The organism is Streptomyces sp. NBC_01571, assembly GCF_026339875.1.
GTDB lineage: Bacteria > Actinomycetota > Actinomycetes > Streptomycetales > Streptomycetaceae > Streptomyces.
The window spans coordinates 2,473,962-2,486,662 of sequence record NZ_JAPEPZ010000001.1 but is presented as its reverse complement, the minus strand read 5'-3'; the positions used below and the strand labels follow the sequence as shown (position 1 = coordinate 2,486,662).

Here is a 12,701-nt window from a genome sequence, read left to right as displayed (position 1 = left end):
CTCCCGCGCCCTCTAGGGTGGGGGAGAGCGGGTCGGGACCAAGGCTCCGCTCGCCAGCGCCCATCGCCTGTACGAGACGGAGTGGCACCGGATGCAGCACGCAGTGGGGGCTCCGCTGCCGCCGCCCCACCAGCCGGGGCACGGACCGGGCGCCGGCTGGTCGCCGGCCGCGCAGCACCCGGGGCACCCCGGCGGACACCCCGGCCCGGCACCCACGAACGCACCCGCGCCCGGCTTCGCCGGCCCGCCGCCGGGACCTCCGGCGCCGCCGGCGCACCTGCCGCACCCCGCGCCCCCGCAGCACGCACCCGTACCGCCCGTGCCCGACACCACGGGGCATGTGCAGCTGCCCCCGGGCGGCCCGGTCGCCATGCCGAGCGCACCCCCCGCCACGGGCGCCCCCGATCCCACCGCGACCACGCTCGCCGTGCTGCTCATCGGCCCCGCGGGCGCGGGCAAGACCAGCGTCGCCAAGTACTGGGCGGAGCACCGCCGCGTCCCGACCGCCCACATCAGCCTCGACGACGTACGCGAATGGGTCCGCTCCGGGTTCGCCGACCCCCAGTCGGGGTGGAACGACCACTCGGAGGCGCAGTACCGCCTGGCCCGCCGCACCTGCGGCTTCGCCGCCCGGAACTTCCTGGCGAACGGCATCTCCTGCATCCTCGACGACGCCGTCTTCCCGGACCGCCCGGTCGTCGGCCTCGGCGGCTGGAAGCGGCACGTCGGTCCTGGACTGCTGCCCGTCGTCCTGCTGCCTGGCCTGGAGATAGTTCTGGAGCGCAACGCGGAGCGCTCCGGAAACCGCCGCCTCACCGACGAGGAAGTGGCCCGCATCCACGGCCGGATGGCCGGCTGGTACGGCTCCGGGCTGCCCATCATCGACAACTCGCAGCTCGACGTACCGGCAACGGCCCGGGTCCTGGACGACGTACTCGCCCGTTCGATCGCCAGCCCCCCGCAGTGGTAGCCCGGCCCTGACGGCACGGCGTCCGGACAGTGGTAGCCCGGCCACCCCGACCGCACGGCGTCCGGCGGGGGTCCCGCGGCGCCGTGCCGGCGGTGTCGTACGCGTCCGCGGGCGCCGCGCGGGCATCCACCGACGCCGGCCGGGCACACGCGCCGGCACCGTCCCCGGCCGTACGTCCGACACCGGCCGGGTGCGCGCGCCAGGCATCACCTCGGGCCGCATCTCGGACGCAGGCCGGGTACGGGGCCGGCACCGACGCCGGCCGGTACGCGCGTCGGCACCACCTCGGGCCGCGTCTCCGACGCAGGCCGGGTACGCGCTCCGGCACCCCCGGCCCTCCTTCCGGTGCCGGGCCGGGACGCGTCGGCACCCACGGCCGTACCTCCGGCAACCCGGGTCTCCGTGCGCCCCGCACCCCCACGCGCCCGTCCGGCCCCGCTGAACCGGCGGTATCCGGTCGGCGCTCGTAGGCTCGATCCATGTCAGAGGTGTACGCGGCTCGCCGCGAGCGGCTGAGGGAGCGCTGTACGGCGGGCGGCAGCGCGACCGCGCTCGTCACGCGCCCCGCCAACGTGAGGTATCTCGCGGGGGCGGCCCCGCGCGGTGCCGTCCTCCTGCTGGGCAGGGGCGAGGACCTGTTGCTCTGCACGGGTCCGCCGGCCGACGAGGCCGGCGCGGGACGTCCGGACGAGACGCTGCGCGTACAGGCGCTGTCGGGTGCGGGCGGCGACCCGGCCGTCGCCGCGGCCGATGTCGCCACCGCTCAGGGAGCCGACTCGCTGGCCGTGGAGGAGCACCACCTGACCGTGAGCCGGCACCGGGCCATGGGGTCGGTGGCACCGCGGCTGCGCCTGAGCGACCTGGGCGCCGCGGTCGAACAGCTGCGGGTGATCAAGGACGAGGAGGAGATCTCCTGTCTGCGCATCGGCGCGGAGATCGCCGACCAGGCGCTCGGGGAACTCCTCGAATCCATTCTCGTCGGCCGGACGGAGCGTCATCTCGCCCTCGAACTGGAGCGCCGTCTGGTCGACCACGGCGCCGACGGACCGGCCTTCGCGACCTCGGTGGGTACCGGGCCGAACTCCGGGAGATGCAGGCACCGGCCGACGGACCGGCGGGTCGAGGAGGGCGATTTCCTGTCCGTCTGTCTCGGCGCGACCTATCGCGGCTACCGCTGCGAGGTCGGCCGTACTTTCGTGATCGGCACCTCGCCCGCGGACTGGCAGATCGCCCTCTACGACCTCGTCTTCGCCGCCCAGCGGGCCGGACGCGAGGCGCTGGTGCCCGGCGTCGCCTACCGCGACGTGGACCGCGCGGCACGCCAGGTGCTCGACTCCGCGGGGTACGCGGAGGCCCTTCCCTCACTGACGGGGCATGGTGTCGGGCTCGAAATCGACGAGGACCCGCAGCTGGCCCCCGCGGCCATGGGTAAACTGGACGCTTGCGTGCCGGTCACCGTCGAACCGGGGGTCCACCTCCCGGGCCGGGGCGGTGTCAGGATCGATGACACGCTCGTCGTGCGCCCCGAGGCGGACGGCGGACCCGAGCTACTCACCATCACGACCAAGGAACTGCTCGCGCTCTAGCCCCGGCTGTGCGCGTGTCCCGGGGTCGTCCACGTCAGTCCAGGAGATTCCGCAACCGTGGCTTCCACGAACGACCTCAAGAACGGCCTGGTGCTCAAGCTCGACGGAGGCCAGCTCTGGTCCGTCGTCGAGTTCCAGCACGTCAAGCCCGGCAAGGGCCCGGCCTTCGTGCGCACCAAGCTGAAGAACGTGCTCTCCGGCAAGGTCGTCGACAAGACGTTCAACGCCGGCGTCAAGGTCGAGACGGCCACGATCGACAAGCGCGACATGCAGTTCTCGTACATGGACGGCGAGTACTTCGTCTTCATGGACATGGACACGTACGACCAGCTCATGGTCGACCGCAAGTCCGTCGGCGACGCCGCCAACTTCCTGATCGAGGGCTTCACGGCCACCGTGGCTCAGCACGAGGGCGAGGTGCTCTTCGTCGAGCTGCCCGCCGCCGTCGAGCTCGTCATCCAGGAGACCGAGCCGGGTGTCCAGGGCGACCGCTCCACCGGTGGCACCAAGCCCGCCACCCTGGAGACCGGCCACCAGATCCAGGTCCCGCTCTTCATCACCACCGGTGAGAAGATCAAGGTCGACACCCGCACGAGCGACTACCTCGGCCGGGTGAACAGCTAACCGTGGCTGCCCGCAACACGGCCCGCAAGCGCGCCTTCCAGATCCTCTTCGAGGGCGACCAGCGCGGCGTGGACGTCCTGACGGTCCTCGCGGACTGGATCCGGCACTCCCGGAACGACACCCGGCAGCCACCGGTCAGCGAGTACACGATGGAGCTGGTCGAGGGCTACGCCACCAAGGCGAAGCGGATCGACGAGCTCATCGCGACGTACGCCGTCGACTGGACGCTGGACAGGATGCCGGTCGTCGACCGCAACATCCTGCGCCTCGGCGCCTACGAGCTGATCTGGGTCGACGGAACCCCCGACGCGGTGGTGCTCGACGAGGCGGTGCAGCTGGCCAAGGAGTTCTCCACGGACGAGTCGCCCTCGTTCGTCAACGGACTGCTGGGCCGGCTCAAGGACCTGAAGCCGTCGCTCCGCCGCGACGAGGCCTGACCGCGGCTCGTCCGCACAGCCGGGAAACGGCTGGGAAATTGCCGGAGGGCCCGCAGCGCGTTCGCTGCGGGCCCTCCGGCGTCCCTGTGCCCCCGAGGGCCCCGAGGCCCGCAGAAAGCCGCCGGGGTGGCCGGAACCTCATGGTCCCGGCCACCCCGGCGGCACGTTTCTGCTGAGCTGTCCGAAGGGGTCAGACCTCTTCGTGGGCGACGGCGCGGCGCGCGTCCGCGTCCAGCACACCCCAGCTGATCAGCTGCTCGGTGAGGACCGAGGGCGACTGGTCATAGATGACGGCGAGGGTGCGCAGGTCGTCCTGGCGGATCGAGAGCACCTTGCCGTTGTAGTCACCGCGCTGCGACTGGATCGTCGCGGCGTAGCGCTGCAGGGGTCCCGCCTTCTCGGCCGGCACGTGGGCCAGGCGCTCAAGGTCGAGGACGAGCTTCGGCGGCGGCTCGGCGGCCCCGCCCGGAGTGGTGCCGGGCAGCAGCTCCTGCACGGGGACACCGTAGAAATCGGCCAGTTCGGCAAGACGCTGCACGGTCACGGCGCGGTCGCCTCGCTCGTAGGAACCGACCACGACCGCCTTCCAGCGTCCCTGGGACTTCTCCTCGACTCCGTGGAGGGAAAGGCCCTGCTGGGTGCGGATGGCCCGGAGCTTGGCCCCGAGCTGTTTGGCGTATTCGCTGGACATATAGCTCCCCGGACGCTGTATCAACGTGCGGCTCGGCCGCGCGGCTGGTGACTCTGGTGACTCACTGTGAGGTTACGCAGCGTTACTCTCCCCCGTCAAGCCGAATGGTCCGGACCGACCGCTCCACAGGGGTCACCCGGGGTGGCTCAAAGGGGGGTGATCAGGCGCGTTGCCGGGCTGGTACCGTGGATGGCGCAAATCCGACGTCCTTTAATGATCCGTCCCGTGAGGCGGAGAAGGAGGTCCGTTTCGTATGGACTCTGAGCAGGAAAAGCAGCAGTACGCAGCCGGCGCGCGGCCCGTCCTCGAGGGCCCCGACATCGCGCGGGTGCTGACCCGCATCGCCCACGAGATCGTCGAGCGCGCCAAGGGCGCCGACGACGTGGTGCTCCTCGGCATCCCGACCCGGGGCGTCTTCCTGGCCCGCAGGCTGGCCGACAAGCTCGCGGAGATCACCGGCCGCAAGATCCCGGTGGGCTCGCTCGACATCACCATGTACCGCGACGACCTGCGCATGCATCCGCCGCGAGCGCTGGCCCGTACCGAGATCCCGGGCGACGGCATCGACGGACGGCTGGTCGTCCTCGTGGACGACGTGCTCTTCTCGGGGCGCACGATCCGCGCCGCGCTGGACGCGCTGAACGACATCGGCCGCCCGCGCGCCGTGCAGCTCGCGGTCCTCGTCGACCGCGGTCACCGCGAACTGCCCATCCGCGCCGACTACGTCGGCAAGAACCTCCCCACGTCGCTGCGGGAGACGGTCAAGGTCCAGCTCGCCGAGGAGGACGGTCGCGACACCGTGCTGCTCGGTGCGAAGCGGATCTCCCCGGACGCACAGCAGTAGCACTCCGGCGTCCGTCACCGCGGTACGCCCTCCGAGTGCGCCTGCGCGCCCGCCCGCCGCGGCGCTCCCGGGGCACACCCCCGCGGCGCCCGCCTCCCGAACTGAACTGCCTTACGGAGCCTGACAGATGCAGCGTCATCTCATCTCGGCCGCCGACCTCACCCGCGACGACGCCGTCCTGATCCTCGACACCGCCGAGGAGATGGCCCGGGTCGCCGACCGGCCGATCAAGAAACTGCCGACCCTGCGCGGCCGCACCGTCGTCAACCTCTTCTTCGAGGACTCGACCCGGACCCGGATCTCCTTCGAGGCCGCCGAGAAGCGCCTCTCCGCGGACGTCATCAACTTCACCGCCAAGGGCTCGAGCGTCTCCAAGGGCGAGTCCCTCAAGGACACCGCCCAGACCCTCGAGGCCATGGGCGTCGACGCCGTCGTCATCCGGCACGGCGCCTCCGGAGCCCCGTACCGGCTCGCCACCTCCGGCTGGATCGACGCGGCCGTGATCAACGCGGGCGACGGCACCCACCAACACCCCACGCAGGCCCTGCTGGACGCCTTCACCATGCGCCGCCGCCTGGTCGGCCGAGACGCCGGGATCGGCCAGGACCTGGCCGGCAAGCGCATCACGATCGTCGGTGACGTCCTGCACAGCCGCGTCGCCCGTTCCAACGTCGACCTGCTGCACACCCTCGGCGCCGAGGTCACCCTCGTCGCACCGCCCACGCTGGTGCCGGTGGGCGTCGGGTCCTGGCCCTGCGAGATCTCGTACGACCTCGACAGCACGCTCGCCAAGTCCGACGCGGTGATGATGCTGCGCGTCCAGCGCGAGCGGATGAACGCGGCCTTCTTCCCGACCGAGCGCGAGTACTCGCGCCGCTACGGGCTCGACGGCGACCGCATGGCGAAGATGCCCGAGCACGCCATCGTGATGCACCCCGGCCCGATGGTCCGCGGCATGGAGATCACCGCCGAGGTGGCCGACTCCGACCGCTGCACCGTCGTGGAGCAGGTCGCCAACGGCGTCTCCGTCCGCATGGCCGTCCTGTACCTCCTGCTGGGCGGCAACGAGCCCGCCGTCACCCACACCCGCACCGAGGAGAAGTAAGAAGAATGAGCAAGATCCTGATCCGTGGTGCGAAGGTGCTCGGCGGCGAGCCGCAGGACGTCCTGATCGACGGCGACACGATCGCCGCGGTCGGCACCGGACTGCCGGCGGAGGACGCCGAGGTCGTCGAGGCGGACGGCAAGGTGCTCCTGCCGGGCCTCGTCGACCTGCACACCCATCTGCGCGAGCCCGGCCGTGAGGACTCCGAGACCGTCCTGACCGGCACGCGGGCGGCGGCGAGCGGCGGCTACACCGCCGTGTTCGCCATGGCCAACACCTTCCCGGTCGCCGACACCGCCGGTGTCGTCGAGCAGGTCTACCGGCTCGGCCGGGAGCACGGCTACTGCGACGTGCAGCCCATCGGCGCCGTGACGGTGGGCCTGGAGGGCAGGAAGCTCGCCGAACTCGGCGCCATGCACGAGTCCGCCGCCGGCGTCACGGTCTTCTCGGACGACGGCAAGTGCGTGGACGACGCGGTGATCATGCGCCGGGCGCTGGAGTACGTGAAGGCCTTCGGCGGCGTCGTCGCCCAGCACGCGCAGGAACCCCGCCTCACCGAGGGCGCCCAGATGAACGAGGGCGTCGTCTCCGCCGAGCTGGGCCTCGGAGGCTGGCCGGCGGTGGCCGAGGAATCGATCATCGCCCGGGACGTCCTGCTCGCCGAGCACGTCGGCTCGCGCGTCCACATCTGCCACCTGTCGACCGCCGGCAGCGTCGAGATCGTGCGCTGGGCCAAGTCCCGCGGCATCGACGTGACCGCCGAGGTCACCCCGCACCATCTCCTCCTCACCGACGAGCTGGCCCGCACCTACAACCCGGTCTACAAGGTCAACCCGCCGCTGCGGACCGAGCGTGACGTGACGGCCCTGCGCGAGGCGCTCGCCGACGGCACGATCGACATCGTCGCCACCGACCACGCGCCGCACCCGCACGAGGACAAGGACTGCGAGTGGGCCGCCGCCGCCATGGGCATGGTGGGCCTCGAGACCGCGCTGTCCGTGGTCCAGCAGACGATGGTCGAGACCGGTCTGCTCGACTGGGCCGGCGTCGCCGACCGGATGTCCTCCGCACCCGCCCGCATCGGGCGCGCCGACGGGCACGGCCGCCCCGTCTCGGCAGGCGAGCCCGCCAACCTCACGCTCGTCGACACCGCATACCGTGGGTCCGTGGACCCCGCGGGCTTCGCCTCGCGCAGCCGCAACACCCCCTACGAGGGCCGTGAGCTGCCGGGCCGGGTCACCCACACCTGGCTGCGGGGCAAGGCCACCCTCGTCGACGGGAAGCTCGCGTGACACCTCTCATCCCGACGGCCGCCTCCCTGGCTGCCGAACAGAAGTCGGCCGAAGTGACCGACTGGGCCGCCCGGATCGGCTGGCTCGTCGGACTCCTCCTCTTCGTCGCCCTCGTCTACTGGCTGATGCGCGAGGGCTGGAAGTGGCGCGGCACCCTCCAGGGCGACCTGCCGGAGCTGCCCACCCGGCCGTCGGCCGCCACCACCCTCGACGGAGGCGGCAAGCCGCCGCTGTCCGGAATGCCGGGCGACCCCGGTCCGGCGAAACTGGGCATGAGCGGCCGGTACCACGGCTCCACCACCGCCGGACAGTGGCTCGACCGCATCGTCGCGCACGGCCTGGGCACTCGCAGCCGGGTCGAGCTCACGCTGACGGACGCGGGACTGGACGTCGTACGCCCCGGCGCGACCGACTTCTTCGTCCCCGCCGGGGCACTGCGCGAGGCCCGGCTCGACAAGGGCATCGCCGGCAAGGTCCTCACCGAGGGCGGCCTGCTCGTCGTCACCTGGGCACACGGCGAGCGGCTGATCGACTCCGGCTTCCGCTCCGACCGCGCGGCCGAGCACGGCGAGTGGGTCGACACCCTGAACAACATGATCAGCAAGAGCACCGACACGGAAGGCGCACGATGACGACCTCCATCCAGGGAGCCGCCTCGCAGAGGCACAAGGCAGCTCCCGCCGTACTCGTCCTGGAGGACGGCCGGACCTTCCGCGGCCGCGCCTACGGGGCCACGGGGGTGACCTTCGGCGAGGCCGTGTTCTCCACCGGGATGACCGGCTACCAGGAAACCCTCACCGACCCGTCGTACCACCGCCAGGTCGTCGTCATGACCGCCCCGCACGTCGGCAACACCGGCGTGAACGACGACGACCCCGAGTCGAAGCGGATCTGGGTCGCCGGCTACGTCGTGCGCGACCCCGCGCGCGTGCCCTCCAACTGGCGCTCCCGCCGCTCCCTCGACGACGAGCTGCGCGCGCAGGGCGTGGTCGGCATCAGCGGCGTCGACACCCGTGCCCTCACCCGCCACCTCCGCGAGCGCGGCGCCATGCGCGTCGGCATCTTCTCCGGCAACGCGCTGCCCGACGAGGGCACGATGCTCGGCGAGGTGCGCCAGGCGCCCGAGATGCAGGGCGCGAACCTCGCCGCGGAGGTCGCCACCAAGGAGGCGTACGTCGTCCCCGCGATCGGCGAGAAGCGGTTCACCGTCGCCGCCGTCGACCTGGGCATCAAGGGCATGACCCCGCGCCGGATGGCCGAGCGCGGCATCGAGGTGCACGTACTCCCCGCCACGGCCACCGCCGAGGACGTGTACGCCGTGAACCCCGACGGAGTGTTCTTCTCCAACGGTCCCGGCGACCCGGCCACCGCCGACGGCCCGGTCTCCGTGATGCAGGAGGTGCTCGCCCGCAGGACGCCCCTCTTCGGCATCTGCTTCGGCAACCAGATCCTCGGCCGCGCGCTCGGCTTCGGCACCTACAAGCTGAAGTACGGCCACCGCGGCATCAACCAGCCCGTCCAGGACCGCACGACCGGCAAGGTCGAGGTCACCGCGCACAACCACGGCTTCGCCGTCGACGCGCCGCTCGACGAGGTCTCCGAGACCCCGTACGGCCGCGCCGAGGTCTCCCACGTCTGCCTGAACGACCAGGTGGTCGAGGGGCTCCACCTCCTCGACCGGCCGGCCTTCAGCGTCCAGTACCACCCCGAAGCGGCAGCCGGCCCGCACGACGCCGCCTACCTGTTCGACCGCTTCGTATCCCTGATGGAGGGCCAGCGTGCCTAAGCGCACCGATATCCAGTCCGTCCTGGTCATCGGCTCCGGCCCGATCGTCATCGGCCAGGCCGCCGAGTTCGACTACTCCGGCACCCAGGCGTGCCGCGTCCTGCGCGCCGAGGGCCTGCGGGTCGTCCTGGTCAACTCCAACCCGGCGACGATCATGACCGACCCGGAGATCGCCGACGCCACCTACGTCGAGCCGATCACCCCGGAGTTCGTCGAGAAGATCATCGCCAAGGAGCGGCCGGACGCGCTCCTGCCCACCCTCGGCGGTCAGACCGCCCTCAACACCGCCATCTCGCTGCACGACGCCGGAACGCTCGACAAGTACGGCGTCGAGCTCATCGGCGCCAACGTCGAGGCGATCAACAAGGGCGAGGACCGCGACCTCTTCAAGGGCGTCGTCGAGGCCGTGCGCGAGAAGATCGGGCACGGCGAGTCCGCCAACTCCGTCATCTGCCACTCCATGGACGACGTGCTGGCGGGCGTCGAGACGCTCGGCGGGTACCCCGTCGTCGTCCGCCCCTCCTTCACCATGGGCGGCGCCGGCTCCGGCTTCGCGCACGACGAGGAAGAACTGCGCCGCATCGCCGGCCAGGGCCTGACGCTCTCCCCGACCACCGAGGTGCTCCTGGAGGAGTCCATCCTCGGCTGGAAGGAGTACGAGCTGGAGCTGATGCGCGACAAGCACGACAACGTCGTGGTCGTCTGCTCCATCGAGAACTTCGACCCCATGGGCGTGCACACCGGTGACTCGATCACCGTCGCCCCGGCGATGACGCTCACCGACCGCGAGTACCAGATCCTGCGCGACATCGGCATCGCCGTCATCCGCGAGGTCGGCGTCGACACCGGCGGCTGCAACATCCAGTTCGCGGTGAACCCCGAGGACGGCCGGGTGATCGTCATCGAGATGAACCCGCGCGTCTCCCGCTCCTCGGCGCTGGCCTCCAAGGCGACCGGCTTCCCGATCGCCAAGATCGCCGCGAAGCTCGCCGTCGGCTACACGCTCGACGAGATCCCGAACGACATCACCGAGCAGACCCCGGCCTCCTTCGAACCGACGCTCGACTACGTGGTGGTCAAGGCCCCGCGGTTCGCCTTCGAGAAGTTCCCGAGCGCCGACTCCACCCTCACCACGACCATGAAGTCGGTCGGCGAGGCCATGGCGATCGGCCGCAACTTCACCGAGGCGCTGCAGAAGGCGCTGCGGTCGCTGGAGAAGAAGGGCTCGCAGTTCACCTTCGTGGGCGAGCCGGGCGACAAGGCCGAGCTGCTGGCCGAGGCCGTGCGGCCGACCGACGGGCGCATCAACTCCGTCATGCAGGCCATCCGCGCGGGCGCCACGCCCGAGGAGGTCTTCGAGTCGACGAAGATCGACCCGTGGTTCGTGGACCAGCTCTTCCTGATCAAGGAGATCGCGGACGAGCTGGCCGGCGCCGACAAGCTCCACCCCGAACTGCTCGCCGAGGCCAAGCGGCACGGCTTCTCCGACGTCCAGATCGCCGAGATCCGCGGGCTGCGCGAGGACGTCGTGCGCGAGGTGCGGCACGCGCTGGGCGTGCGTCCGGTGTACAAGACGGTCGACACCTGCGCCGCCGAGTTCGCGGCGAAGACGCCGTACTTCTACTCCTCCTACGACGAGGAGACCGAGGTCGCCCCGCGCGAGAAGCCCGCGGTCATCATCCTGGGCTCAGGACCGAACCGCATCGGCCAGGGCATCGAGTTCGACTACTCCTGCGTCCACGCCTCCTTCGCGCTCGGCGACGCGGGCTACGAGACCGTGATGGTCAACTGCAACCCCGAGACCGTCTCCACCGACTACGACACCTCCGACCGCCTGTACTTCGAGCCGCTGACGCTGGAGGACGTGCTGGAGATCGTGCACGCGGAGTCGCTGGCCGGTCCCCTCGCGGGTGTGATCGTGCAGCTCGGCGGCCAGACCCCGCTCGGGCTGGCACAGGCCCTCAAGGACAACGGCGTTCCGGTCGTGGGCACCTCCCCGGAGGCGATCCACGCCGCCGAGGACCGCGGCGCCTTCGGACGCGTCCTCGCGGAGGCCGGCCTGCCGGCCCCCAAGCACGGCACGGCCACCACCTTCGTCGAGGCCAAGGCCATCGCCGACGAGATCGGCTACCCCGTCCTCGTACGGCCCTCGTACGTCCTCGGCGGACGCGGCATGGAGATCGTCTACGACGAGACCCGGCTGTCCTCGTACATCGCCGAGTCGACCGAGATCAGCCCCTCCCGGCCGGTCCTGGTCGACCGCTTCCTCGACGACGCGATCGAGATCGACGTCGACGCGCTCTACGACGGCGAGGAGCTCTACCTCGGCGGCGTCATGGAGCACATCGAGGAGGCCGGCATCCACTCCGGCGACTCCGCGTGCGCACTGCCGCCGATCACCCTCGGCGGGTTCGACATCAAGCGCCTGCGGGCCTCCACGGAAGCCATCGCCAAGGGCGTCGGCGTCCGTGGCCTGATCAACATCCAGTTCGCCATGGCGGGCGACATCCTGTACGTCCTCGAGGCCAACCCGCGCGCCTCGCGCACCGTCCCCTTCACCTCGAAGGCGACCGCGGTGCCGCTGGCGAAGGCCGCCGCCCGGATCTCGCTGGGCGCGACCGTGGCGGAGCTGCGGGCCGAAGGGCTGCTCCCGGCGCACGGCGACGGCGGCGAACTGCCCCTCGACGCGCCGATCTCCGTCAAGGAGGCCGTCATGCCGTGGTCGCGCTTCCGCGACATCCACGGGCGCGGCGTGGACACCGTCCTCGGCCCGGAGATGCGTTCCACGGGTGAGGTCATGGGCATCGACTCGGTGTTCGGCACCGCCTACGCCAAGTCGCAGGCGGCCGCGTACGGTCCGCTGCCGACCAAGGGCCGCGCCTTCATCTCGGTCGCCAACCGCGACAAGCGTTCGATGATCTTCCCGGCGCGCGAGCTCGTCGCCCATGGCTTCGAGCTGCTCGCCACGTCCGGCACGGCCGAGGTGCTCAAGCGCAACGGCATCAACGCCGCCGTCGTGCGCAAGCAGTCCGAGGGCACCGGCCCGAACGGTGAGCGGACCATCGTCCAGCTCATCCACGACGGCGAGGTCGACCTCATCGTCAACACCCCGTACGGCACCGGTGGCCGCCTCGACGGCTACGAGATCCGTACGGCCGCCGTGGCACGGTCCGTGCCGTGCCTGACGACGGTCCAGGCGCTGGCCGCCGCCGTCCAGGGCATCGACGCGCTCAACCACGGTGACGTGGGCGTGCGCTCCCTCCAGGAACACGCCGAGCATCTGACCGCGGCCCGCGACTAGCAGCCCGGAGAGGGGGACACCGGAAACGGTGTCCCCCTCTTCGTGAGGGCTCCACGTCTTCGTGA

General features: G+C 71.3%; 11 protein-coding genes. 10 read left to right on the top strand and 1 reads right to left on the bottom strand.

The features are described 5' to 3' along the window. Positions 1-91: 91 nt before the first annotated feature. From OHB41_RS11165 to nusB, 4 genes are all read left to right on the top strand, one after another. On the top strand, positions 92-970 hold the full coding sequence (locus OHB41_RS11165; protein ID WP_266697709.1) for a Pro-rich N-terminal domain-containing protein: 879 nt from the start codon (positions 92-94) through the stop codon (positions 968-970). Between the two features lie 479 nt (positions 971-1,449). Further along, positions 1,450-2,556 (top strand): aminopeptidase P family protein, encoded by a 1,107-nt coding sequence (locus OHB41_RS11160; protein WP_266697708.1) that lies wholly within the window; start codon positions 1,450-1,452, stop codon positions 2,554-2,556. A gap of 57 nt (positions 2,557-2,613) precedes the next feature. Then, on the top strand, positions 2,614-3,180 hold the full coding sequence (efp, locus tag OHB41_RS11155; protein WP_010988257.1) for an elongation factor P: 567 nt from the start codon (positions 2,614-2,616) through the stop codon (positions 3,178-3,180). 2 nt (positions 3,181-3,182) lie between these two features. Then, entirely contained in the window at positions 3,183-3,617 is a 435-nt protein-coding gene (nusB, locus tag OHB41_RS11150; RefSeq protein WP_168527171.1) for a transcription antitermination factor NusB, read from the top strand. A gap of 190 nt (positions 3,618-3,807) precedes the next feature. Here the strand turns inward: nusB and bldD are convergent, their stop codons facing one another. Continuing rightward, entirely contained in the window at positions 3,808-4,308 is a 501-nt protein-coding gene (gene bldD / locus OHB41_RS11145; RefSeq protein WP_148007825.1) for a transcriptional regulator BldD, read from the bottom strand. Between the two features lie 253 nt (positions 4,309-4,561). Here bldD and pyrR point away from each other — a divergent pair, with 253 nt between their 5' ends. The 6 genes from pyrR to carB all read left to right on the top strand — a co-directional run bounded on the left by pyrR (position 4,562) and on the right by carB (position 12,636). Then, the gene (pyrR, locus tag OHB41_RS11140; RefSeq protein ID WP_266697707.1) at positions 4,562-5,152 is read left to right on the top strand and encodes a bifunctional pyr operon transcriptional regulator/uracil phosphoribosyltransferase PyrR; all 591 of its coding nucleotides are present in this window, start codon (positions 4,562-4,564) and stop codon (positions 5,150-5,152) included. A 127-nt stretch (positions 5,153-5,279) separates the two neighbouring features. Next, positions 5,280-6,257 (top strand): aspartate carbamoyltransferase catalytic subunit, encoded by a 978-nt coding sequence (locus OHB41_RS11135; protein ID WP_266697706.1) that lies wholly within the window; start codon positions 5,280-5,282, stop codon positions 6,255-6,257. Between the two features lie 5 nt (positions 6,258-6,262). Next, the gene (locus OHB41_RS11130; RefSeq protein WP_266697705.1) at positions 6,263-7,549 is read left to right on the top strand and encodes a dihydroorotase; all 1,287 of its coding nucleotides are present in this window, start codon (positions 6,263-6,265) and stop codon (positions 7,547-7,549) included. Next, positions 7,546-8,181, top strand: coding sequence for a PH-like domain-containing protein (locus tag OHB41_RS11125; RefSeq protein ID WP_266697704.1), 636 nt, complete (start codon positions 7,546-7,548; stop codon positions 8,179-8,181). Before OHB41_RS11130 ends, OHB41_RS11125 begins: the two co-directional genes overlap by 4 nt. Beyond that, positions 8,178-9,335 (top strand): glutamine-hydrolyzing carbamoyl-phosphate synthase small subunit, encoded by a 1,158-nt coding sequence (carA, locus tag OHB41_RS11120; RefSeq protein WP_266697703.1) that lies wholly within the window; start codon positions 8,178-8,180, stop codon positions 9,333-9,335. Before OHB41_RS11125 ends, carA begins: the two co-directional genes overlap by 4 nt. Beyond that, positions 9,328-12,636: a carbamoyl-phosphate synthase large subunit gene (gene carB, locus OHB41_RS11115; protein ID WP_266697702.1), complete on the top strand. Its 3,309-nt coding sequence runs from the start codon at positions 9,328-9,330 to the stop codon at positions 12,634-12,636. The genes carA and carB overlap by 8 nt, the downstream gene beginning before the upstream one ends. The last annotated feature ends 65 nt before the right edge of the window (positions 12,637-12,701 follow it).